This is a genomic window from Bradyrhizobium ingae (genome assembly GCF_055791185.1).
In genome coordinates, this window is the sequence record NZ_JBVUBB010000016.1 from 90,961 (window position 1) to 115,413 (window position 24,453).

Genomic DNA, 24,453 nt, shown 5'->3' on the forward strand with positions numbered 1-24,453 from the left:
GGCTCCGGCTGGTCCAGGAGCGGGGTGTAAAGAGTGGCAGGGCGGCAGCGAATAGACCGCGTCAGGCGCCAGTACAACCAATGGGTCGCCAACCAGACGCTGGAAGACTACGCGCTGCGCTTCACCGCCAAGAGCGCGCGCCGCTGGTCCGCTGCCCGCGTTGCCAACACCGCCCTCGGCGCCATCTCCTTTCTGGCGCTGGAGGCCATCGGTGGCACCATCACGCTGAACTACGGCGTCACCAACGCCAGCGCCGCGATCCTCGTCGTCTCCATCATCATCTTCTGCTGCGGCGTGCCGATTGCCTATTACGCCGCCAAATGCGGCATCGACATCGACCTGCTCACCCGCGGCGCCGGCTTCGGCTATATCGGCTCGACCGTCACCTCGCTGATCTACGCCTCCTTCACATTCATCTTCTTCGCCATCGAGGCGGTCATCCTGGCCACCGCGCTCGAGATGTGCTTCGGCATTCCGCGCCCGATCGGCTATCTCATCAGCGCTGTCGCGATCATCCCGCTCGTCACCTACGGCATCACGCTAATCAGCCGATTCCAGCTCTGGACCCAGCCGATCTGGATCATCCTGCACATCCTGCCCTTCGCGGCGATCGCCTGGGCCAACCCCTACTCGTTCACGGAATGGCGCAAATTCGCCGGCGAGCATGGCGACGCGAACGGACATTTCGACCTGTTGCTGTTCGGTGTCGCATCTTCGGTGGTGTTTTCGCTCGTTGCGCAGATCGGCGAGCAGGTCGACTTCCTCCGGTTTCTGCCGCGCGACCGACGCACATCGCGAACCTCATGGTGGATCGCCCTGTTGATCGCTGGCCCCGGCTGGATCTTCTTCGGCGCGCTGAAGCTGTTGCTGGGTTCATTTCTCGCTTTCTTTGCGCTGAGCCACGGCCTCTCCGGCGAACAGGCGGCCGAGCCCGCGCACATGTATCTCGAGGCGTTCCGCTATGTGCTGTCGCAGCCGGACATGGCGCTGGCGCTCACCGGCACATTCGTGATCCTGTCGCAGATCAAGATCAACGTCACCAACGCCTACGCCGGCTCGATCGCCTGGTCGAACTTCTTCTCGCGGCTGACGCACAGCCATCCCGGACGCGTGGTGTGGCTGGTATTCAACGTGATGGTCGCGCTGCTGCTGATGGAGATCGGCGTCTACAAGGCGCTGGAGCAGACGCTCGCGCTCTATTCCAACGTTGCGATTGCCTGGGTCGGCGCACTGGTCGCCGATCTCGTGGTCAACAAGCCGCTCGGCCTGCGACCGCCGCAGATGGAGTTCAAGCGCGCTCATCTCTACGACATCAACCCGGTCGGTGTCGGTGCCATGACGATCGCAACCATCGTTTCGATCGCGACCTTCTACGGCCTGTTCGGCCCGACCATGAAGGCACTCGCCGCTTTCGTCGCACTGACGGTCGCCTTCGTCACCGCGCCTGTCATCGCATGGCTCACTGACGGGAAATTCTACATCGCGCGCAAGCCGAAGAAGAGCTGGGCCAATATCGAAGCGATCCAGTGCTGCATCTGCGAGCACCATTTCGAACCGGAAGATACCACCTCCTGCCCGGCCTATGCCGGTCCGATCTGCTCGCTGTGCTGCTCGCTCGATGCGCGTTGCCACGATCTCTGCAAGCCGCACGCACGCGCCCAGGCGCAATTTTCCGAGACGCTCGGCAGGATCCTGCCGCAGCCGATCTATGAGCGGATCAACTCGCAGCTCGGCCACTATATCGGCGTGTTCGTGATCTCCGCCGGCCTCGTGGCGCTGGTGCTGGGGCTGATCTATCTCCAGACTTCGGCGAGCGTGCATGGCGAGAACATTCTGGTCTCCAACGTGCTGTGGAAGGTGTTCTTCTCGCTCAGCATCATCATCGGCGTGGTGGCCTGGCTGTTCGTGCTGGCGCAGCAGAGCCGCCGCGCGGCGGAGGCCGAGACGCGGCGGCAGACCACGCTCCTGATCCAGGAGATCGACGCGCACAAGCGCACCGACGCCGAGCTCCAGCGCGCCAAGGAGGTGGCGGAATCCGCCAACCTCGCCAAAAGCCGCTATGTCGTCGGCCTGAGCCACGAGCTGCGCTCGCCGCTGAACGCGATCAGCGGCTACGCCCAGCTTCTGGAGCAGGACGCGACGCTTCTCACCAAGCCGCGCGACCAGGTCCGCGTCGTCCGTCGCAGCGCCGATCACCTCTCCGGTCTGATCGACGGCATTCTCGACATCTCCAAGATCGAGGCGGGACGGCTTTATCTCTCGCGCGACGAGGTGCGCCTCAGCGAGTTCCTGGACCAGCTCGTCGGCATGTTTCGCCTCCAGGCCGCCGCCAAGGGCATCGACTTCGTGTTCAGGCGGCCGGCGCGGTTGCCGCTCGTCGTCTATGCCGACGAGAAGCGGCTGCGCCAGGTGCTGATCAATCTGCTCTCCAACGCGATCAAGTTCACCCAGACCGGCAGCGTGCAGTTCGTGGTAAACTATCGCAGTCCAGTTGCCGAATTCGAGGTGACCGACACCGGCCCCGGCATCCAGGGCGACGATCTCGAACGCATCTTCGCGCCGTTCGAGCGCGGCGCGCTCGGCGTCTCGCAGCCGCAGACCGGCACCGGGCTCGGCCTCACCATCAGCCGGTTGCTGGCCGGCGTGATGGGCGGCGACATCAAGGTCACGAGCACGGTCGGCAGCGGCAGCACGTTCAAGGTCAAGATTTTGCTGTCGGAGGTCATCAATCCCCGGCGCATCGCGCCGGTGGAGGCTCCGGTCTCCGGCTATCACGGCGCGCGCAAGACCATTCTGATCACCGACGACGACCCCGCGCATCGCGACCTCCTGCGCGAGGTACTGGCACCGCTCGGCTTCATCCTGCTCAGCGCGCCCGATGGCCCCGGCTGTCTCGCGCTGGCGCAGCATTGCCGACCCGACCTGTTCCTGCTCGACATCTCGATGGCCGGCATGGACGGCTGGACGGTGGCGGAGACCTTGCGCGCCAACGGGCATCATCAGGCACGCATCCTGATGGTATCGGCGAGCGCGATCGAGGCGCATGGCGCGCCGCTCGCTCAGCCGTTCCACGACGGCTATCTGATGAAGCCGATCGACATCCCACGGCTGCTCGAAACCATCCGCCAATTGCTCAAGATCGAATGGCAGTACGAAGCCGACCGGGTGCCGGCGCCGCTGTGGAAGCCGGAAAGCGGCTCGCGGCCGCCGGCAAAATATGTCGACGAGCTGATCGGCCTCGGCCAGATCGGCTATGTCAGGGCGATCCAGCTCAAGCTCGACGAAATCAGCACCGAGCATCCCGAGCACGCCGATTTTGTCACCCAGATGCGCGCGCTGGTCGACCGCTTCGATCTCGACCAATACATGGCGACGCTGAAAACCTTGCATAGCTATGATCACTGATCCCAAGAAGCGCGAGGTCGCCCTCGTCGTGGACGACTCCCCCGAGACGTTGCGGCTTTTGACCGACGCGCTCGACGGCGCCGGGATGACCGTGATGGTCGCACTCGACGGTGCGTCGGCGATGCGGATCGTCGACCAGATCACGCCCGACATCGTGCTGCTCGACGCCGTGATGCCGGGCATCGACGGGTTCGAGACCTGCAAGCGGCTGAAGCGCGATGCCGGCCTCGACGACGTCCCGATCATCTTCATGACGGGTCTCGCCGAGACCGAGCATATCGTACGCGGCCTCGAGGCCGGCGGCGTCGACTATGTGACAAAACCGATCATGGTTGAGGAGATGTTGGCGCGGATCCGCGTCCACCTCGCCAATGCGCGGATGACCCGGAGCGCGCGCGCAGCGCTCGACGCCTCCGGCCGCTATCTGCTCGCGGTGAACAATGCGGGCAAGCTGTTATGGGCGACACCGCAGGCGCGGAAGTTGCTGTCGGATACGCTCGCCGGCGCCGACGACGATTTCGCGCTGCCCGAACCGATTCCGCAATGGCTCGACCAGGTGCAGAAGAGCAAATCCGCAAAGACCGCGACCACGGCCTCTTTCCCGGGGAACGAGCAGTTGCGGCTGCAATACATGGGCAGGCTCAGCCCGAACGAATTCCTGCTGCGGCTCGCCAAGGACACCAGCGGCGACATGCCCGCGGAATTCTCCAGCCAGCTCGGCCTCACCACGCGCGAGAGCGAGGTGTTGTCCTGGCTCTCCAAGGGCAAGACCAACCGCGACATCGCTCAGATCCTCGGCCTTAGTCCGAGGACGGTCGACAAGCACCTTGAGCAAATCTATTCCAAGCTGGGTGTCGAGAACCGAACCGCGGCGGCGGCGATCGCCGTGAACGCCACACGACGGAACTCCTAGCAAAAAGCACCTGCGCTCCACCGACTCTACGGGAACCAACTACGGCGATTGCTGCGGACACAGTGGGATCGCGTTCACCGGCAGCACATTTCGCGCCGCATCAATTCGCGATCGCCTCTGTCGCTCAATCTTTGGGCATGCATCCGCCTCGCAGCTCGGGCTAATTCGTCATCAAATACGAGTTCGCGATGCGTCGCTGAGCCGTGCGCGACGATGATGCGAACATAGCGCTGTGGAGGGTCGCATGCGAAAGTCGGCGCAGATCGCCTTGCTGGCGTATCTGCTCGCGCTGGGGCGGGTCAGTTTCGCATTCGACAGCGGGCAATACGAGAACGTCCCCGCGGATATCCGCACCTGGTTCAAGAGCGTGATTGCGCCAAACGGCGTGCCCTGCTGCGATATTTCCGATGGCCACCGCACCGAATATGATGTTCGCGAAGGCGCCTATTGGGTTCCGATCGAAGGCCAGTGGATGGCGGTCCCCGAGCGCGCCATCATCCGCGACCGCGGCAATCCGGTGGGGCAGGCCGTGGTGTGGTACGTGCATCACCGCGGCAGCATCGTGATCAGCTGCTTCGTACCTGCGGATGCGGTATGAAAGCGCGCCGATTTAGCATCAGCGACACCTGAACAGGATGAAGCGCCCGATCTCATCGCAAAGACGACTTCAGCCTTAGGTCGACACTGCTCCTCAGAGCGCCCGTTTTCGCTCACCCTGATCACGTACCCAAGCGCACGAAATCGCAGCTTGCAGCATGCAATCGTGCAATGGCGGAGAGAGTGGGATTCGAACCCACGGTACGGTTTCCCGCACACACGCTTTCCAAGCGTGCGCCTTAAGCCACTCGGCCATCTCTCCGGAGCGCCCTCTCTTGAAGGTGCGCCGCTGATTTTGCAAGGGACTGCGGGCCGATCGGTTGAAATTTCCTTAAGCCGTTGTATTTCAATGATAATCTATATTGCTCCGAGGCCTGAGCGATACCCCGCGGGGTGAACCGGAGGCGGTTCTGCCGCGACGATTCACGGAGAAGCACGTATCCGACAGTTGAGGGGGACACCGTGACCTGCTTTCGAGCCATCGCCGCCCTGGGCTTTGTATGCGCCGTCTCCGTGATTTCGGGTCCGGCGGCCGCGCAGATGTGCACGCGCCAGGGCGTCGATGTCACCTGCGATGATGGCCGGCGGGGGCTGCTGGCGGGCGATGCCATCATCTGGCCGGACGGCACGCGCTCAAGCGCCTCGCCGCATCCCAGTGTGATCATCGGCAACAAATCATCGGTCCATGTCGGCCAGGGCGTGTTCGTCGGTCAGGGCAACGGCATGGTGCCGATGGACGACCCGAACGCGCCAAACAAACGGCGCTGCGCGGTGCTCGACGGCGTGTCGTATTGTTATTGAGCGAGCTTGCGCCGCGGTCCTAACCTCGCCCCGCCTGCGGGGAGCGGTCGATCGCAAAGCGATCGGGTGAGGGGGCCACCAGTCCGTCTGTCACCATCTTTGTGGAAACAGCCCCCCAGCCCTCTCCCCGTAAGAATGGGGAGAGGGAGAAGAGAGGGCTACATCAACCTCACGCCTGAGATCGCCGACCTCAGCCAGCGCAGCGCCTGCGGGGATTGGGCGGTCAATGGCGCAACGGTGGACTTCTCCGTTCGGCTCTTCTCCAGCTCCGCGACGAAGTCGGACGACCATTGCTGGATAGTGTGCCCGCGCAGCTTCTTCATCATCGCGGCCCAGCGCATCTTGCGCTCGGTGAGCGGCATCGAGGCTGCGATCGAGATCGCGCGCGCCATGCCGTCGATATCGTGCGGGTTGACCAGCAGCGCGGTATCGAGCTCATTGGCAGCGCCCGCGAATTTTGACAGCACGAGCACGCCGGGATCGGCAGGGTTTTGCGCGGCAACATATTCCTTTGCGACGAGGTTCATGCCGTCGTGCAGCGGCGTCACCACGCCGACCTGCGCGGTGCGATAGAGCCCCGCGAGCACCGCCTGGCTAAAACCCTTGTTGAGGTAGCGGATCGGCGTCCAGTCGACCTCGCCATGGCGGCCGTTGACGTCGGTAACGAGACGCGCGACCTCGTTCTGGAGATTGCCGTAGGCCTCGATGCTGCCACGCGAGGGGTTTGCGATCTGAAGCAGCGAGATGCTGCGCGAAAACTGCGGCTGCTCGGTCCACAGCCGATCGAACGCGCTGATGCGATTGATCAGACCCTTGGAATAGTCGAGCCGATCGACGCCGATCGCGAGCTTCTCGCCATTGAGGCTGCGACGCAGCCGCGACACGTCGGGATGCGAGACCGACTTCGCGGCGTACTGCGCGAATTTTTCCGCATCGATTCCGATCGGAAAAACCTGACAGCGCGTGCGGCCATGCTTGGAGGTGACGATGCCGTCCTCGATCGTCAATTCGAGTTCCTGGCCGACATAGCCGAGAAAATTCCGGCAATCCTCAGCGGTCTGGAAACCGATGAGATCATAGCCGAGCATCGCATCGATCAGCTCGCGATGATGCGGCACGCCCTGCATCACGGCAGGCACCGGCCACGGCGTGTGCAGGAAAAAGCCGATGGGGTCATCGATACCGAGATCGCGCAGCTCCGCGCCGAGCGCGAGGAAATGATAATCCTGCACCCAGAACGCAGTGCGCTCCTTGCGGAAGCGCAACAGCGCACGCGCCATGAAGGCGTTGACCTCGCGATAGCTGAGATAGTCGCCTTGCGAGACGCGAATGAGGTCGCTGCGCGAATGCAACGCCGGCCATAGCGCCGAATTGGCAAACCCCTCGTAATAGCCGCCGTAATGCGCCGCCGGCAGATCCAGCGTCGCCAGCGCGCCGGTGCCCAGCGCTTCGATCTCGGCGAAGGGTTCCTTCTGGTGGCCATCGCGCACACGGCCCGAGGAACCCACCCAGATCGCTCCCGAATGTTCCACCACGGGAAGCAGGGCAGCCGCAAGGCCGCCGGTCATTGGTTCGTTAGCTTTGCCGCGCGCAACGCGGTTCGATACGACGACGAGATTCACAGGGTCGTCCCCTCCTGTTATTCCGCCTCGTTTAACTGGCGTTCATCAATATGGTTCCGGATCATGGTTTCAACGAATTGAAACCAAAATCAGGCGCGCGTCGCGGAACCTTCATTTGTCCTCTGAAACGAAAAATTCGACGCAAACACAGTTTTCTGCGTTCCCATCGCCCAGCAAAAATCGACCGCGTGCACAGCGGTTCCGAGGCCTTTGTGGCCCCCGCATGGCGCTGCCTTGCTTTTACCTTGTGTCGCCATCGAGCAGATGGGCGAGGAACTCGCGCACATCACTGGGTGAGTCGAAGTGACCATTCACGCCACGCGCGCGACGTCCCACCGAGAATGCGAGCCCGTTCATGTCGGGCATGATCGCAAACACGGTCTCATCGGTAACATCATCGCCGATGAAGAGCGGACGGCGTCCCCTGAAGGGCTCGTGCGTCATCAGTTCGCGCACGCCGCTCGCCTTGGTGAAGCCGGAATGCTTGATCTCGCAGACGAACTTGCCGGGCAAAACCTCGATCGGCGCGTTCGGCAGATCGGCGCGGATCAGCGACACGGCCGCATAGATCGCCTTCTCCGCATGCGGAGCGAGACGGTAATGCAGTGCGAGCGAATAACCCTTGTCCTCCAGCAGAATGCCGGGTGACAGCTTTGCGATCGCAGCCAGCCGCCGCTTCAACTCCTTGTCCATCGGTGGAGCGTGGCTTGCCACCGCCTCGCTGTCCGGCTCCAGCCGCATTTCGGCGCCATGGCCGCCGACGGCCGGAAATTGATCCGGCGCGAAAATCAGATCGATGTCGTTGAGCGAGCGTCCGCTGACGAGCGCGAGCGCGCCGGAGGTCCGCTCGACGAGACGATTGAGCGTGTTCGAGAGGCCGGGCGGCACCCAGACCTCGCGCGGCGTCGGCATCAGTTCGAGCAGTGTGCCGTCGATGTCGAGCAGTATGGCCGTCTCGCTGAGATGCGGGACTAGGGCCTGCGGCACCGGCACCGTCTCCGGCGTCTCATCGTCTTCCATGGTTCGTACGTCCATCACTTCCGAATTCATAGCTTACTCCATAAAGGCAAGCGGCCGCGCGATTTGCTCGAGCGATTTGCGCTCCGCGGCGACGGCGTAGCGCCACGCCACGATTGCGGCCGCGATCATCAGCGCCGATCCCAAAAGGTAGCCCGCGAACACGCTGGTGCGGGACCCGGTGTCGATCAGCGCTCCGAACAGTGCAGGCCCCACGACCCCGCCTATGCCGGTGCCGATCGCGTAGAACACCGCGATCGCAAGCGCGCGCACCTCCAGCGGAAAGGTCTCGCTGACGGTAAGATAGGCGGCGCTCGCGGCCGGCGAGGCAAAGAAGAAGATTATCATCCAGGCGATCGTCTGCCCCTGCGCGCTCAGCGCGCCGATCGAGAAGAGGTAGCCCGAGATCGCGAGCAACAGGCCTGATACGCCGTAGGTCAGCACGATCATGGTGCGGCGGCCGAGCGTATCGAAGAAGCGGCCGAGCAGCAGCGGGCCCAGAAAATTTCCGGCGGCAAAGGGGAGGATGTACCAGCCGACGCCGTCGGCGCTGATACCGTAGAAATCGGTCAGGACCAGCGCGAAGGTGAAGAAGATCGCGTTGTAAAAGAAGGCTTGCGCGCTCATCAGCACGAGCCCCACCAGTGCGCGCTGGCGATAGACAGAGAACAGCGTATGCACGACCTCGCCGAGAGGCGTGTGGTCGCGCATCTTGAGGCGGATCTTCGCGAAAGCGGTATCGCTCTGCTGGTGGCCGATCACGGTGCGCTCGATTTCGTCAACGATCGCATGGGCCTCGTCAGGTCGACCGTGGATCATCAGCCAGCGCGGGCTCTCCGGAATCCACATCCGCATGAACAGCACGACCAGACCGATCGTTGCACCGATGAGATACGCGAGGCGCCAGCCGAGATCGGGGCCGACCACGGCGGGATCGAGCAGGATGATGGCGCTCACCGCGCCCATGGCGGCGCCGATCCAGAAACTGCCGTTGATGACGAGATCGGTCCAGCCGCGGTAGCGCGCCGGCACAAGTTCCTGGATGGTCGAGTTGATCGCGGTGTATTCGCCGCCGATGCCGGCGCCGGTGATAAAACGAAACAAGGCGTAACTTGCGATATTCCACGACAGCGCAGTCGCGGCGGTCGCGGACAGATAAACCGCCAGCGTGATGAAGAACAGCTTCTTGCGCCCGATGCGATCGGTCAGCCAGCCGAAGCCGAGTGCGCCGAGCACGGCACCGGCGAGATAGGCGGAGTTGGCAATGCCGAGGTCAAGATTGGAGAAGCGCAGCGTGGCGCTTTGCTTCAAGGCGCCCGAGAGTGCACCGGCCAGCGTCACCTCCAGCCCGTCCAGAATCCAGGTGATGCCGAGTGCCAGCACGACGCGGGTGTGAAAGCCACTCCACGGCAGTGCGTCGAGGCGCGAAGGGATGCTGGTCTCGACCACGCGATCATGCACCGCCGCCGAGGCAGAATCAAAATTCAGCGCTGGGGTTTGCTGCAAGTCCATCGCGCTATTGCTGGAGGTGCGGTGTGATTCAATCCGCGACCATCGACAACGCTTGCGGCGAAGTCGGGTTCCCACGGGAACTGCCTTGCAGCGTGGCGGTTTTCAGAGGAGCTGCAAGGAGTTAACGCATGGCTCAGGTCAGAAAGTCGACACATTCGCGCAAAACCGCGAAGCGCAAGGCGGCACATCACACATCAAGCCGCGCAAGGCGCCGTCCCGGCTCGCGCAAGGCTTCCTCACGCAAGACTTCGAAAACGACATCGAAACGAGCAGCGCCCAAGCGCTGGTCGCAGCGGGTGACGAAGGAGAGCGACGCGCTCGATCTCAAGCAAGGCGTGTTCAAGCAGACGAGCCCCAAGAAGATCGCAGCGTCCCTGAAGCGTTCAGCCGAGCACTCGCGGCGCCGCAAATCCGGTGCCTATCGCTCGGCGCTATCTATGCTGACCTTCTACATCAACCGCGCCGGCAAGACTTTGCCGAAAACGCAGCGCACGCGGCTCGAGCGCGCAAAGGTGGAGCTGAAGCGTGCGTTTGGGAAGGAGTAAAGGTTCAAAACCCTCCGTCATCCCGGACAAGCGCAGCGCCGATCCGGCATCCCCGCGCGAGCGCACTGTGCGCGTCGCGATAACCACAGGGAGTAGTTTGGCGGAGACTCGTGGTTATCAGCTTCGCGCCGCAACCGCTCGCCGTGGTTATGGGTCCCCGCCTTCGCGGGGACGACAGCGGAGTGTGGGCGACGGCGGAACGCTAACGCGCAGCGAATACTTACGCCGCCCTGATGTTCGCCATGAAGCGATCGAGCTCGGCGCGCAGGCGCGTGCTTTCGCTGGAGAGCGTCTTGGCCGAGTTCAGCACCTCCTCCGAGGCAGAGCCGGTCTCGGCGGCGCCGCGGTTGACCTGGCCGATGTCGGTGGCCGCAGTCTGAGTGCCCTGCGCGACGTTCTGGACACTGCGGGCGATCTCCTGCGTCGCCGCGCCCTGCTCTTCCACAGCGCTGGCGATCGACGTTGCGATGGTCGAGATCTGGCCGATGGTGGCGCCGATCTCCTTGATCGCCGCAACCGACTCGGCCGTGGCGCCCTGCATGCCCGTAATGTGCGAAGAGATCTCGTCGGTCGCCTTCGCGGTCTGGCTCGCCAGCGACTTCACTTCGCTGGCGACCACCGCAAAGCCGCGGCCGGCTTCGCCGGCGCGGGCCGCCTCGATCGTGGCGTTCAAGGCCAGAAGATTGGTCTGCTCGGCGATCGCCGTGATCAGCTTGACGACCTCGCCGATCTGCTGGGCCGCATGCGACAGCTTGCCGATGCGACCATCGGTCTCCCTGGCCTGCACAACGGCGGCTTCCGCGATGCGGCTGGAATCACGGACCTGGCGGCCGATTTCCTCGACCGAGGCCGAGAGCTCCTCGGTCGCGGTGGCAACCGACTGCATGTTGGACGATGCCTGCTCGGAGACCCCTGCGACCTGGCTCGACAGGGTCTGCGTGGTCTCGGCGGTGCGGGTCAGGGTCGAGGCGGCCGATTCGAGCTGCACGGCCGAGGCCGACACGTTCGAAACGATGGCGCCGACCGCGGTCTCGAAATCATCGGCAAAGCGGATCAGCTCATTGCGGCGTACCGCAGCCGTCTCCTTGTTCTGGGCTTCGCTCGCCGCCGCATCGCGCTCGGCCTTCGCAACAGCCTGCATCTTGAACGCTTCGACCGCACCGGCCATCTCGCCGATCTCGTCCTTGCGACCGAGGCCCGGCAGCACGACATCGAAATTGCCCGCGGCGAGCTCCCGCATCGCCTTGCACATCGCGATCATCGGCCGCGAGATGCCGTTGCCCAGCATCAACGCGAGCACGGCGCCGATCGCGAGGCCTCCCAGCGCGAGCATCAGGATGAGCCGCTCGGTCTCGCCGATCGCTGCATCGGCACTGGCCTCGATGCGCTGCTGATCGGCTGACAGGTCCGACCTCAGTTCATTCGAGAGTTTCAGGATTGCGCCGGCAGACTTGGTCATCTCACCGTTCAGCTTGGCAATCGCCTTCACGTTGTCGGACAGTTTTGCGAAGGAGGCGCGGTACTGCTTCAGGAGATTGCCGATCTCGGTGACGCGATCGGTGATCTTCTGGTCGCTGGCATAGATCGAGACCAAAAGGGTCTCCAGGAACTTGATACGCGCGGTGATGCCGTCTGCGGCCTTCATCTCGGGCTTGGCGACGAAGGCGCTGACCGAGGTGGAGACGGCGAGATATTGCGAGGTGATGTCCTTGGCCGTGGTCTGGACCGACGGCAGCCCTGCCAGCGCAGCCGTGTCGGCGAGATCGTCGAACTTGACGCGGATCTTGTTGCCGACTGCGTTGAGCTCTTCGCTGGCGATCCTGGTGTTCTCGCGCGTCAGCGTGATGACGTCGCCGAAGACTTTTGCGAAGGCCTGGAATTCCTGTTGCAGCTTGCCGATCTGCTCGCGCCGCGCCGGCGCCGTGGTGGCGGCCGTCGACCTTGCGATCGCCGACTTGAGGCCCTCTTCGGCGGCCTTCGCCGCGGTCTCATCGTCTGCCGCACCTGTCAGCGTGTAGGCCCGCGCCAGCGCCTGGTAGGAAATCATGTCGCGATCGACGGCGCGGGCCAGGTCCGCTTCCGACACGCTCGTCCGGTAGGACGTCACCGCGCCTGCGACCCGCTCGAAGCCGAGATAGGCAGAGGTCATGCTGACGGCCAGGATGACCAGCACCGCGACAAAGCCGAGGATGATCTTGGCGCGGAAGCGCAACGTCGGAAGGATCGCGCGCTTGGCCTTGGTCGACTGCTTGGACTTGACGGACATGTCCCCCCCGTTTCACCTGCGGCCAGCCAGCCGCAGTCGAGGAGCAGCCCGCTCCCTGACTCCCGGATAAAATACCGCGGAAAGGATAAGCCGCCGTAAATTGGCGGTGGTGCGGCTGGCGAGGGGATGGAGCGGCGGTGAGGCATCCTCACCTGTCATCCCGGGCAAGCGAAGCGCAAATCCGGGATCCCCGCGCGAGCGCACTGTGCTCGTCGCGATAACCACAGGGAGTAGTTTGGCGAAGACTCGTGGTTATCAGCTTCGCGCCGCAACCGCTCGCCGTGGTTATGGGTCCCCGCCTTCGCGGGGACGACAGCGGAGTGTGGGCGACGGCGGAACGCTAACGCGCAGCGAATACTTACGCCGCCCTGATGTTCGCCATGAAGCGATCGAGCTCGGCGCGCAGGCGCGTGCTTTCGCTGGAGAGCGTCTTGGCCGAGTTCAGCACCTCCTCCGAGGCAGAGCCGGTCTCGGCGGCGCCGCGGTTGACCTGGCCGATGTCGGTGGCCGCAGTCTGAGTGCCCTGCGCGACGTTCTGGACACTGCGGGCGATCTCCTGCGTCGCCGCGCCCTGCTCTTCCACAGCGCTGGCGATCGACGTTGCGATGGTCGAGATCTGGCCGATGGTGGCGCCGATCTCCTTGATCGCCGCAACCGACTCGGCCGTGGCGCCCTGCATGCCCGTAATGTGCGAAGAGATCTCGTCGGTCGCCTTCGCGGTCTGGCTCGCCAGCGACTTCACTTCGCTGGCGACCACCGCAAAGCCGCGGCCGGCTTCGCCGGCGCGGGCCGCCTCGATCGTGGCGTTCAAGGCCAGAAGATTGGTCTGCTCGGCGATCGCCGTGATCAGCTTGACGACCTCGCCGATCTGCTGGGCCGCATGCGACAGCTTGCCGATGCGACCATCGGTCTCCCTGGCCTGCACAACGGCGGCTTCCGCGATGCGGCTGGAATCACGGACCTGGCGGCCGATTTCCTCGACCGAGGCCGAGAGCTCCTCGGTCGCGGTGGCAACCGACTGCATGTTGGACGATGCCTGCTCGGAGACCCCTGCGACCTGGCTCGACAGGGTCTGCGTGGTCTCGGCGGTGCGGGTCAGGGTCGAGGCGGCCGATTCGAGCTGCACGGCCGAGGCCGACACGTTCGAAACGATGGCGCCGACCGCGGTCTCGAAATCATCGGCAAAGCGGATCAGCTCATTGCGGCGTACCGCAGCCGTCTCCTTGTTCTGGGCTTCGCTCGCCGCCGCATCGCGCTCGGCCTTCGCAACAGCCTGCGTCTTGAACGCTTCGACCGCACCGGCCATCTCGCCGATCTCGTCCTTGCGACCGAGGCCCGGCAGCACGACATCGAAATTGCCAGAGGCGAGCTCCCGCATCGCCTTGCACATCGCAATCATCGGTCGCGAAATGCCGGTCCCGAGCAGGAAGGCGAGGATGGCACCGAGCAACGTGCCGCCGGCAGCCAGCATCAGGATCAGATGTTCCGTCTGGTCGATGCTCGCCTCGGATTCCGTTTCCAGCCGCTGCTGCTCGGACACCAGATCGGCCTTCATCGCCGTTGCGCCCTGCATGATGGCGCCCGCCGAGCCGCTCATCTCGGTGACGAGGTCGTCGATCATCTGGGCTTGGGCAACTAGCTTTTCCAGACCGGAGCGATAGGCCGCTAGCAGGTCCTTTGCGTCCTTCAGGCCGGCAACAGTCTTGTCATCCATGGAGTAGACTGCGCCCAACGCGTTCGCGACGAACTCCAACCGCGCAAGCGCGCTGCGGGCGACCGTCTGGTCGGAATTGATGACAAAATTGCTCGCTGCCGCACTTGCGGTCTGGAACTGGGCATTGACCTGCTTCGTTCCGAAGTCGATCGCCTGCGCTTCGGAATCCGGCGCACTGAAGCCGACTTCATCGAGCTTGTACTTCAGGAGGTTGGCGTTGCGCTGAAGCTCGTTCTGCACCATGACCGCGCTATCACGCTTAGACTGCAGGATCTTGGCAAAGGTCGCGGAGAAGTTCGAGAACTCCTTGGCGAGCTTGTTGAGGCTTTCCAGCCGCGCCGGTTTCTTGGCGCCCTTGATGGCCTGGTCGATCGCCTTCTTCAGGCCGGCTTCGGCCTCCAGCGCGACCTTCGCATCATCCTCCTTGCCGGTGACGACGAAGTAACGGGCGGTCGATCGATAGGCGAGCAACTCGCGGTCGATATTGCGGGCGAGGTCGGCCTCGGAGACGCTGGTGCGGTAGGAGCCGACGCCGGCCGAGACCCGCTCAAAGCCGAAATAGGCAAAGGCCATGCTGATGGCCGAGATGACGAGCACAGCGGCGAAGCCGAGGATGATCTTGGCGCGGAACTTCAGGGTCGGAAATAATAATGTGCGTTTCGATTTCGACGCGGTACGCCCGGCCATTCCAACCCCCAACCTTTGTTCTTGCAGCATTCATGCGGCCCGGAAGCAGCCCCTCCCGAACCGGTGCGGAAAATTAAGGCAGAAACGTCAAGGGGCGGTAAATTCGTCCGGCCTGCATCCCGCACGAAGAAGGTTCCGGTTCAAGCCCTCGGGGCCGTCGTGTTGCGGCTGACCGGAAAGCGCCTTACTCTTTGGCACTTTGTCGGGCACTTATCAGGCTCTTGGCGTCAGACCGAGCCGGTCCTCGAGGGGAGAAACGGAGTGGGGCAAACCGACTTTCGGTTTGGCGGTGCGTCTGGCGTTGCCGTTGCCAAATCGAAGGCAGCGAGCGTCGATGAGGCCGTGGCCGAGCTTGCGGCCCAGCTTCCGTCCGACGAGCTGGCGCTGATCCTGGTCTTCCTCTCCCCCGCTTACGATCCCCATCATTTCATCGCCGAGATCACCCGGCATTTCGACGACACCCAGGTCTGCGGCTGCACGACCGCCGGCGAGCTCGCTCCGGACGGCTGGGACGAGAACAGCGTCGTGGCGCTGGCCTTCAGCCGCGCCGACTTCTCGGCCGTGATCCGGCCCATTCTCAATCTCGACAGCTTCCGCGTCGAGGACGGCCGCAGGATCGGCGGCGAGCTCCGGCACGAGTTGCTGCGGGTGACACCGCAGGTCGACCGCGGCAATCCATTCGGCCTGGTGTTGATCGACGGCCTGTGCCGCCGCGAGGAAGCGGTGATGTCCGCCATCTATGCCTCGCTCGACGACATTCCGGTCGTCGGGGGATCGGCGGGCGACGGTTTGCGCTTCGAGAAGACCTGGGTGTTCTTCGACGGCAAGGCCCACACCAATGCCGCCCTCCTGATCCTCCTGAACACGTCGCTGCCGTTCCGGGTCTTCAAGTGTGACAATTTCGAGCCGCAGCCGCAAAAGATGGTGGTCACCGAGGCCGACATCGAAAATCGGACGGTCAGGGAGCTGAACGCGGAGCCTGCGGCGAAGGAATATTCGCGCATGGTCGGGATCATGGATGCCAAGCTCGACCCGTTCTCCTTCGCGTCCCACCCCGTGCTGGTGCGTGTCGGCGGCTCCTATTATGCGCGGTCGATTCAGCGCGTCGAGCCGGACGGCTCCTTGCATTTCTTCTGTGCCATCGACGAGGGCATGGTGCTGACGGCAGCCACGTCGCGAAGCCTGGTCGGCTCGACGCGCGAGACGTTTGCCGAAATTCGCGATGAGATCGGCGACGTGTCGCTCTTCATCGGCTTCGAATGCCTGTTGCGCCGGCTGGACGCCGAGCAGCATCAGCTTGCCCGCGACATGTCCGAGCTGTACCGGCAGAACCGCGTCGTCGGCTTCCACACCTATGGCGAGCAGTTCGGCTCGATGCATGTGAACCAGACATTCACCGGCGTCGCCATCGGCAGGCGGTCGGCGTGACCGAAGCCTGGCAGGATCGCCAGACGGTCGAACAGCTTCGGCTGGAAGCCGCCAAGCTGAGGAAGATCAATGCCGCCCTGATGTCCCGCGTCGAGCGCTCGATGGACCAGCAGCTCAACGCGTTTTCGCTGTTCGAGACGGCCATCGCGCTCGATCACCAGGTTCGCGACCGGACGCACCAGTTGCGCGAGGCGCTGCATTCGATCGAGCGCGCCAATGAGGGGCTCTACCGCGCCAAGCAGCAGGCCGAGGCCGCGAGCTCGCTGAAATCCTCTGTTCTGATCTCGGTCACCCACGACCTGTTGCAGCCGTTGAATGCGGCGCGCCTGACGCTGTCGGCGCTGACCGAGATGATGGAATCGCAGGAGGCGGGCCTCCTGATCGATCAGGTCGATCGCTCGCTGGTGACGCTGGAGGATTTGCTACGCTCCCTGCTGGAGATCGCAAAGTTAGATGCCGGCGCGCTCCGGCCCGACGTGCGTCCGATCGCGCTGGCGCCCCTGTTCGAGCAGCTCCGTAACGAGTTCGAACCTATCGCCGCACGGCAAGGTCTTTCCTTGCGCATTCGCACCTCGCAGCTTGCGGTAACGTCGGATGGGATGATGCTGCGGCGGATCCTGCAGAACCTGCTCGCCAACGCCATCCGCTATACCCGCAGCGGCGGCGTGATCATGGGGTGCCGGCGAAGAGGCGACCGCATCTGCGTCCAGGTCTCCGACACCGGACCGGGAATCGCGCAGGCGCAGCAGGAAGCGATCTTCCGCGAATTCCAGCGCGGCGAGGCCAGCGCCACCGACCAGGCCGGTTTCGGCCTCGGACTCTCGATCGTCCGCCGTTTCGCAACTGTGCTCGGACATGAGGTGCGGCTGTCATCGCAGGTCGGCAAGGGATCGACCTTCGCCCTGGAGCTGGAGCCGGCCGACCTCAGTGAAGTCAGCGACGAGGTGCATGCGGTCAAGCTGGCCGAGCGGCACTATGGCGGGCTCGAAGGCGCCAAGATCCTGCTGATCGAGAACGATCCGAACGGCTCCGAGGCCATGGCCGCCCTGCTGGAAGGCTGGGGCTGCGACGTCGCGACCACGCGATCGGCCGCGGACGCATTGCTGCGTCTCAGCGAGCTCGGCGGCGCCCCTGATGCTGTGATCGCCGACCTCCATCTCGATCACGGTGAGAGTGGCCTCGTGGCCGTCGCCGACATCCGCGAGCATTTGAAGCTGGACGTGCCGGCCATGATCATCACGGCCGACTACTCCGAAAAGGCCGCCAAGGAAGCCAGCCTCCACGGCCTCGAGGTGCTGAAGAAGCCGATCAAGCCCGCCGAAATGCGCGCGTTGCTGTCGTTCCTGCTGACTTGAGGCGCGGTGAGGTCGGTTTATCGGGCCACGCACCGATCGCGTTGGTTCGGCATGCCGGTGCCACAAGCTCGTCATGGCCGGGAGAAGCCCGGCCATGACGAGCTTGAGGGGACTGTCCTCAACGCCATATGCGATCGCCCTGCAGTAGGAACGGAGCGAGGGAAAGATGCGACCTCGCTGTTCGTCCAACTACTCCGACTGCGCGCGATCGTGCTTCGCCCGCGCGCCTTCGCTCGCCAGCGTCGCGAAGTCGATCCGGGACATTTCGACGATTGCCTTGGTGCGGCTCAGCACATTGAGCTTGCGCAGGATGTCGGAGACGTGAACCTTCACGGTGGTCTCCGAAATCTTCAGCTCATAGGCGATCTGCTTGTTCTGCAAGCCGCGCTTGAGCATTTCGAGCACGCGCAATTGCTGCGGCGTCAGCTCGTGCAGACGCTTGATGAGATCCTGCGCGGGGCCGGCGCCGCGTTGCGGACGGGTCGAACGGTAGGCGGCGGGAACGCAGACCGCGCCACGCAACGCCTCGCCGATCGACTGCGCAAGCTCCTGCTTGGACGACGATTTGAGGATGTAGCCAGCGACGCCGAGCGACAACGCGCCGGAAATGATCTGCGGATCCTGATGTCCTGACACGATGACGACGGGAATTTTGGGAAACGCCTTGCGGACGCGGATGATACCCGAAAGACCGGTCGTGCCCGGCATCGACAGATCGAGGAGGATGAGGTCCAGCTCTGATGTCGTCGACAACAGCTCAAGCGCGCCGTCGATCGAAATCGCCTCAACGATGTCGGCATCGGGCGCCACCATCTGCAGGGCGCCTTCGAGCGCCTCGCGAAACAGCGGATGGTCTTCGACAATCAGAAATCGCATCACGCGTGAGCCATTCCCAAGTTGTTGCGCAAGATATTGCCGGGTTCGACGTTGAACTGACCATGTCGCAACCTGGTCAATCCGGGTTGATCCAGGTCAAGAACGGCGGCGCGCCTCATTGTGGCCTGCCGCGATCGAGGCGTGCATAGGGCCGGCTCTTGGGGTCGGGCAGGTCCATCTTGCCGATCTCGATGATCGCCTTGTTGCGGCTGAACAGTCCGAGCTTGCGCAGGATCTCGGTGATGTGCGCCTTCACGGTGGATTCGGCGAGCTGAAGCTCCTGGGCGATCTGCCGGTTCGGGTAGCCGCGGCGCAGCAGATCGAGCACGCGAAGCTGCTGCGGGGTGAGCTCGCGCAGCTTGACCGCGAGCGCCTTGCTGGTGTCGGCCCGGCGACGCTGCGGCGTGGCGACAAAATCCTTCGGCACGGACACCGATCCGCTGAGCACGCCTTCGATCGATTGTGCGAGCTCGCGCTTCGACGTCGATTTCGGCAGATAGCCGGCGGCGCCCAGCGCCAGCGCCTCGCGGACGACGTGCTGGTCCTCCTCGCTCGATACGATGGCGACGGGCAGGCGCGGATAGGTCTCGCGCAAGCGGAGAAAGCCGGAGAAGCCGGTCGCATCCGGCAGCGAGAGATCGAGCAGCGCGAGGTCGATGCCCTGTTCGGCCGACAGGATATGCAAGGCGTCCTCGATCGACATCGCCTCGAAGATCCGCGCCTCCGGCAATGCCAGCCGCACCGCATTGCCGAGCGCCTCGCGAAACAGCGGATGATCGTCGATGATCAGGAAGCTGGTCATGGCGCCTTCCCAAGAATCCACCGCACGGGCGTCCACCGCAGAAGTGGAAGCGGTACCTCCATGCGGCGCCCATCCGGCAACGGAATGATGCCGGACGGACGTTACCTCATCCTCCTGATCGCGTCCGGTCAAGGGAGTTCAGTCGTTCGATTCGGACTGGACCGTGAGCAGGAAGGAATAGATGCTGTCGAACTGGTCGTCGGTGAAGACTTCCTTCCAGGCCGGCATGCCCTTGGCAGGCCGTCCTTCATGCACGGTGGTCCAGTATTTCTCGCGCATCTCGTCGCCGTAGCGATGACGCAGCAGTCGCAGATCGATCTTCTTCTCGCTCTGGATCGCGTCGGGACCGTGACAATGCGCGCAGGTGCCGTTGAAGATCTCCTTGCCGGCGCCGACGGCCTCGGCGCTTGGCGCGGCCGCGTCGCCCTTGGTCTCGGTCGCCACCACATTGGCGACCTCGGTCACTTGGACACCGGTTCCCGTTCCCGTCGTTGTTCCTGCAGGCCGTGCTTGCGCCGCGCCGAAGCGAACGGCCTCCCCGGTCGGCAGGCCGTATTTCACCGCGAGATCGGCAATGGTCTTCTGAAGCTGTGGCAGGATCGCGTCGACGCGATCGCGCAGCTCCGTCGACGTCTTTGCGAAGCCGATGGCCGCATCCCATGACAGTCCTTCGCCCTCGGTGAGCTCGATCTGGTAGCGACCGCCGTAGGTGGTCTTGTTCAGCCAGCCGGCGACGGGTCCCCAGATGAAGGCGACGTCCGCCCTGCCCTGGTCGAGCGCCTGCATGCCTTCCTCGGGCGACAGCACGGTGACCTTCTGGATGTCGTCGCGGCTCGCGAGCAGGCTTTGCGGCGTGCTGGCGAACTGCACGGCGACACGCTTGCCCCTCAGGCCATCGACGCCGCCGATCGCCTGTCCCTTCGCCGCCACCAGGGCATAGCCCTCTTTTGCGAAAGTGTTGGAGAAGATCACGGCCGGTCCCATGAAATCCTCGGAGCGCGGCAGGCCGATCATGGCATCACATTGCTTGCCGAGCAGCGTGACGCGCACGGTGCGCTTGCCGAAATAGGATTTGTACCAGTCATAGGCGATCGGCCGGCCGAGCGCCTGCGCGAGGGCCTCCCCGATCTCGACATAGAAGCCTGGCTGCGACGGACTATCGCTCGAGAACGGCAGATTGGTCGGATCGGCACACAGCCGGAACGGCTGCGTCTCGTCCGCATGAGCCGTTGCGGCGGGTGCGATCATCGCGGACGCGGCTGCCCATGCGACCAGCGCTGTCACGGCACGATTTCGGCTCTTGCCGCTTCCAAGATGATTCCGGCGCATCCTCATCTCCCGTGGTTGGGACTTGTTGGACCAGGCGTTGCGGCTGACGGCATCGGCCAATGCCGCAACGATCGTCTGGAAAAAGCGCGCGCGTATCTCGTCACCTCTGAGATACGCGCGCGAGTGGTCACTGGACGGAGAACACGAAGAGCGAACCGCCCTCGGGAGCTGCGGCCGTCATCTTCCCGCCGATGCCGCCCAGGAACGCAGGCATCGCAGCGGTGCGACCGACGACGATGGCCACGTATTGCTTGCCGTCGACCTGGTAAGTCACGGGACCGGCACCGATGCCGGAGCCGAGATTCTTGCTCCAGAGCAGCTTGCCGGACTTCGCATCGATGGCGCGGAAGTCGCCATGGATGTTACCGGCAAACACCAGGCCACCAGCCGTCGTCAGCGTGCCGCCGTTGAACGGCAGGTCTTCCTTGATCGACCAGACCTTCTTCTGCGCGACCGGATCCCACGCGACGAGCTCACCCATGAAGCCGCCGGGGCCTTCCTTCGGCGGAAACTCACCACCGAGGTAGAACACGCCGCGCTTGTAGGAAATGTCGCTCACCGACCAGTCCATGCAAACGTTGTTGGACGGGATGTAGACGAGACCGGTCTGCGGATTGAACGACATCGGCTGCCAGTTCTTGCCGCCGATCAGGTTCGGGCAGACGTCCTTGATCGGATGGCCCGGTCCCGGACGCTTGTCGGGGTCTTCGACCGCACGCATGGTGGCGACGTCCCACTTCTGCGCCCAGTTCGAGAAGACATATTTTTCTGCCGAAAGAACCTTGCCGGTCTCACGGTTGGCGACGAAGAAGAAGCCGTTGCGATCTGCCTTCATCAACGCCGGAACGTTGCTGCCGCCGATATTGAGGTCTGCGAGCACGGCTTCGTTGACGCCGTCGTAGTCCCAGGCATCGGCCGGCGTGGTCTGGATGTGCCACTTGATCTTGCCGGTATTGGGGTCGAGGGCGAGTGTGGACGCCGTATAGAGATTGGTCAGCTTGCCGAAATCGCCATTGCCCGTCGAACGGACAGCCGAGTTCCAAGGAGCGGGGTTGCTGGTGCCCCAATAGACCGTGTCGGTCTTGGGATCATACGAGCCGACCAGCCAGGCCGCGCCGCCGCCATGCTGGGCGGAATCGCCCTTCCAGGTGTCGCCGCCTGGCTCATCCGGCGTAGGCACGGTATAGGTCTGCCACATCTGCTTGCCGGTGTTGATATCGAAGGCCAGCAGCGCGCCGCGCACGCCGTATTCACCGCCGCCGAAGCCGGTGATGACCTTGTCGCGCACGACGAGCGGCGGCGAGGTGATGACCGAGCCCTGCTTGTAGTCGACCACCTTCGCGGTCCACAGCGACTTGCCGGTCGCGGCATCGAGCGCCGTCAGCTTGCCGTCGAGGCGGCCGACGAAGATCTTGCCGTCGGCGTAGGTGACGCCGCGATTGTTCACGTCACAGCAGGCGTATTGCAACACGTCATCGGGAATGTCGGGCTCCCAGGTCCATTTGCGCTGCCCCGTCGCGGCATCGAGCGCGTAGACGTATTTCGGGCCCCAGGAGCTCGAGACGTAGAGCGTGTTGCCGATCACGATCGGCGAGGATTCGTTCGAGCGCAGCGAGGCCAGCGAGAACGAATAAGCGAGCGTCAACTTGCCGGCGTTCTCGGTGTTGATCTGATTGAGCGGGCTGAAGCGCGTGTTGCCGTAGTCGTGGCCGGCAACGGCCCACTGGTTCGCATCGGATTGCGCCTTGAGCACCGAGTCGTTGGCGCGAGTGACGGTGGTGCTGGCGGCCAGCATCGCAATCATCGAAATGCCAGCCAAAAAGCCCTTCGTTCCAAAGGTCATGTATTCCCTCCGCGGTGTTGGTGTGCACGCCATGTTGGGCGTCTGAGCGCGCTGCGCTCGTGATGCGCAGTTTGTCTGCGAGCCATCGTTCGAAATTACAGCATCGACTTTGCGCGCTTAGTATAGGCGGAAGGTAGTAGTGCAAATCATCGGCGGCTTTTGCCGCTCATCTCGTTGTCGACGCTCGCGTCTTGCCCTTGTTTTACAGCTCGAAATGCACGATCGGATTTGCGGCAACATCGTGCCGCGATCCAATCGTTGCACCTGACATCGCGTGCCGATCACCTGCGCGCGCCAATCACGACGACGGCGCGACCACGGCCGCGAAGTTCTCGAAGAAATTCGCGGCGAGCTTGCGCGACGTCGAATCGATCAGGCGCGAGCCGAGCTGCGCTTCGGTCTCGTAGTGCAGGATGGTGACGTCAGGCGATTCTTCCTCGAGCCTGACTTTCGCGCCGCCCTTGGCGAAACCTGCGACGCCGCCGGCGCCTTCGCCGATGATGCGGTAACTGTTGGGCGCGTCGATATCGGCCAGCGTCACCTTGCCGCTGAACGTCGCCTTCACCGGACCAACCTTCAGCACCACCGTTGCCGTCATCTCCGTCGGCGATGACATCTCGAGCGATTGGCAGCCGGGGATGCAGCGCCTGAGTGTATCGGGATCGTTGAGCGCAGCCCACACCTTGGCCTTCGAGGCCGGAATCCGCTGACTGTCGTTCATCTGCATCGCTTCCACCCTTTTGCCGCTGCTTGTCCGGCTCGACTAGGGTGGACACCCGCCGTCGATCAATCGCCAGGAAGTACTAGGCGGCCCGCGATCGCCACGGCTGGCGGATGCGTCTCCGCGCGGGAGGCAGCCAGGAACGACATCAGCAAAATCAATAACTTACATCGATATCGCCTACTACCAAGATCGCGATTGCAAAGCCGTGAGCGCATGCTCCTATTCGCACAACGAACAAGGCATCAAGGGGAGAAGCGACGCGCGACAGGGCTGAGGTCCGAGGGCGAGCGGCGTCGTGCGGCGGCTCGGAAAGCACGCCGCCGCGGGCGCGACGCAGGTCTTTTCGAAAGCGTCTTGCGGGCCGCACCACGCGCTGGCGGCGGCAGGGAACGCCATGAGCGAATCGCGCGCCTGCGACTGGCCACGATGACCTTTCCATGACGCGCACTCACCAAAATCCCAGTTGCAAAGTTCCGTTCGCGCTGTCTCTAATTGGAATAACGACAAACAAACATACGGGAGGTACTCACGTGTCTACAGTCAAACTGACAGTGAACGGCAAGGCTGTCTCTGTCGATGTCGAGGACCGCACGCTGCTGGTCCATCTCCTGCGCGAACATCTCAACCTCACCGGCACCCATGTGGGCTGCGACACCAGCCAGTGCGGCGCCTGCGTCGTGCATGTCGACGGGCGCGCGGTGAAATCCTGCACCATGCTCGCGGGACAGGCCGACGGCGCCAGCGTCACCACGATCGAAGGTCTTGCCAAGGGCGACGAGCTGCATCCGATGCAGGCCGCGTTCCGCGACAATCACGGTTTGCAGTGCGGTTACTGCACGCCGGGCATGATCATGTCGGCAGTCGACATCGTGCAGCGCCACGGCGGCCAGCTCGATGAAGCCACCGTCCGCCACGAGCTGGAAGGCAATATCTGCCGCTGCACCGGGTACCACAACATCGTGAAGGCCGTGCTGGATGCGGCCGGCCGCATGAAGGTCGCGCAGGCCGCCGAGTAAG

General features: G+C 63.7%; 18 protein-coding genes and 1 tRNA gene. 8 read left to right on the forward strand and 11 right to left on the reverse strand.

What is annotated here, in order from left to right; translation table 11 throughout:
- Nucleotides 1-33 precede the first annotated feature (33 nt).
- The 3 genes from ACV1FX_RS22730 (at nt 34) to ACV1FX_RS22740 (ending at nt 4,916) form a co-directional block, all read left to right on the forward strand.
- The gene (locus ACV1FX_RS22730; protein WP_473119794.1) at nt 34-3,405 is read left to right on the forward strand and encodes a hybrid sensor histidine kinase/response regulator; all 3,372 of its coding nucleotides are present in this window, start codon (nt 34-36) and stop codon (nt 3,403-3,405) included.
- Nucleotides 3,395-4,318, forward strand: a complete 924-nt coding sequence (locus tag ACV1FX_RS22735; RefSeq protein WP_473119795.1) for a response regulator — start codon at nt 3,395-3,397, stop codon at nt 4,316-4,318. The genes ACV1FX_RS22730 and ACV1FX_RS22735 overlap by 11 nt, the downstream gene beginning before the upstream one ends.
- A gap of 244 nt (nt 4,319-4,562) precedes the next feature.
- On the forward strand, nt 4,563-4,916 hold the full coding sequence (locus ACV1FX_RS22740) for a hypothetical protein (protein WP_473119796.1): 354 nt from the start codon (nt 4,563-4,565) through the stop codon (nt 4,914-4,916).
- 171 nt (nt 4,917-5,087) lie between these two features.
- On the opposite strand, the gene ACV1FX_RS22745 is transcribed toward ACV1FX_RS22740, so the two are convergent.
- Nucleotides 5,088-5,177, reverse strand: a tRNA-Ser gene (locus tag ACV1FX_RS22745).
- A 278-nt stretch (nt 5,178-5,455) separates the two neighbouring features.
- Here ACV1FX_RS22745 and ACV1FX_RS22750 point away from each other — a divergent pair.
- Nucleotides 5,456-5,716: a hypothetical protein gene (locus ACV1FX_RS22750; RefSeq protein ID WP_473119857.1), complete on the forward strand. Its 261-nt coding sequence runs from the start codon at nt 5,456-5,458 to the stop codon at nt 5,714-5,716.
- Between the two features lie 158 nt (nt 5,717-5,874).
- Here the strand turns inward: ACV1FX_RS22750 and ACV1FX_RS22755 are convergent, their stop codons facing one another.
- The 3 genes from ACV1FX_RS22755 to ACV1FX_RS22765 form a co-directional block, all read right to left on the reverse strand.
- Nucleotides 5,875-7,338: a trehalose-6-phosphate synthase gene (locus tag ACV1FX_RS22755; protein ID WP_473119797.1), complete on the reverse strand. Its 1,464-nt coding sequence runs from the start codon at nt 7,336-7,338 to the stop codon at nt 5,875-5,877.
- A gap of 240 nt (nt 7,339-7,578) precedes the next feature.
- The gene (otsB, locus tag ACV1FX_RS22760) at nt 7,579-8,388 is read right to left on the reverse strand and encodes a trehalose-phosphatase (RefSeq protein ID WP_473119798.1); all 810 of its coding nucleotides are present in this window, start codon (nt 8,386-8,388) and stop codon (nt 7,579-7,581) included.
- 3 nt (nt 8,389-8,391) lie between these two features.
- On the reverse strand, nt 8,392-9,867 hold the full coding sequence (locus tag ACV1FX_RS22765; protein WP_473119799.1) for an MFS transporter: 1,476 nt from the start codon (nt 9,865-9,867) through the stop codon (nt 8,392-8,394).
- A gap of 128 nt (nt 9,868-9,995) precedes the next feature.
- Between ACV1FX_RS22765 and ACV1FX_RS22770 the strand changes: the two genes are divergently transcribed.
- Complete coding sequence (locus tag ACV1FX_RS22770; RefSeq protein ID WP_473119800.1) at nt 9,996-10,412, forward strand: DUF3175 domain-containing protein; 417 nt, start codon at nt 9,996-9,998, stop codon at nt 10,410-10,412.
- A 220-nt stretch (nt 10,413-10,632) separates the two neighbouring features.
- Here ACV1FX_RS22770 and ACV1FX_RS22775 read toward each other — a convergent pair whose 3' ends face one another.
- Nucleotides 10,633-12,678 carry a methyl-accepting chemotaxis protein gene (locus tag ACV1FX_RS22775; protein ID WP_473119801.1) on the reverse strand — a complete coding sequence of 682 codons (2,046 nt, stop codon included), beginning with the start codon at nt 12,676-12,678 and terminating at the stop codon, nt 10,633-10,635.
- A gap of 358 nt (nt 12,679-13,036) precedes the next feature.
- Complete coding sequence (locus ACV1FX_RS22780) at nt 13,037-15,079, reverse strand: methyl-accepting chemotaxis protein (RefSeq protein WP_473119802.1); 2,043 nt, start codon at nt 15,077-15,079, stop codon at nt 13,037-13,039.
- A gap of 261 nt (nt 15,080-15,340) precedes the next feature.
- Between ACV1FX_RS22780 and ACV1FX_RS22785 the strand changes: the two genes are divergently transcribed.
- Complete coding sequence (locus ACV1FX_RS22785) at nt 15,341-16,507, forward strand: FIST N-terminal domain-containing protein (RefSeq protein ID WP_473119803.1); 1,167 nt, start codon at nt 15,341-15,343, stop codon at nt 16,505-16,507.
- The gene (locus ACV1FX_RS22790) at nt 16,504-17,862 is read left to right on the forward strand and encodes a hybrid sensor histidine kinase/response regulator (RefSeq protein WP_473119804.1); all 1,359 of its coding nucleotides are present in this window, start codon (nt 16,504-16,506) and stop codon (nt 17,860-17,862) included. Before ACV1FX_RS22785 ends, ACV1FX_RS22790 begins: the two co-directional genes overlap by 4 nt.
- A gap of 189 nt (nt 17,863-18,051) precedes the next feature.
- Here the strand turns inward: ACV1FX_RS22790 and ACV1FX_RS22795 are convergent, their stop codons facing one another.
- The 5 genes from ACV1FX_RS22795 to ACV1FX_RS22815 all read right to left on the reverse strand — a co-directional run bounded on the left by ACV1FX_RS22795 (nt 18,052) and on the right by ACV1FX_RS22815 (nt 23,439).
- On the reverse strand, nt 18,052-18,738 hold the full coding sequence (locus ACV1FX_RS22795; protein ID WP_473119805.1) for a response regulator: 687 nt from the start codon (nt 18,736-18,738) through the stop codon (nt 18,052-18,054).
- 115 nt (nt 18,739-18,853) lie between these two features.
- Entirely contained in the window at nt 18,854-19,540 is a 687-nt protein-coding gene (locus ACV1FX_RS22800) for a response regulator (protein ID WP_473119806.1), read from the reverse strand.
- A gap of 138 nt (nt 19,541-19,678) precedes the next feature.
- Nucleotides 19,679-20,869: a c-type cytochrome gene (locus tag ACV1FX_RS22805; RefSeq protein ID WP_473119807.1), complete on the reverse strand. Its 1,191-nt coding sequence runs from the start codon at nt 20,867-20,869 to the stop codon at nt 19,679-19,681.
- Nucleotides 20,870-20,996: 127 nt separating this feature from the next.
- Nucleotides 20,997-22,712, reverse strand: coding sequence for a PQQ-dependent methanol/ethanol family dehydrogenase (locus ACV1FX_RS22810; protein ID WP_473119808.1), 1,716 nt, complete (start codon nt 22,710-22,712; stop codon nt 20,997-20,999).
- A gap of 298 nt (nt 22,713-23,010) precedes the next feature.
- A complete protein-coding gene (locus ACV1FX_RS22815; protein WP_473119809.1) occupies nt 23,011-23,439 on the reverse strand; it encodes an SRPBCC family protein in 429 nt (142 codons plus the stop codon).
- A gap of 527 nt (nt 23,440-23,966) precedes the next feature.
- Here ACV1FX_RS22815 and ACV1FX_RS22820 point away from each other — a divergent pair.
- Entirely contained in the window at nt 23,967-24,452 is a 486-nt protein-coding gene (locus tag ACV1FX_RS22820; RefSeq protein ID WP_473119810.1) for a (2Fe-2S)-binding protein, read from the forward strand.
- The last annotated feature ends 1 nt before the right edge of the window (nt 24,453 follow it).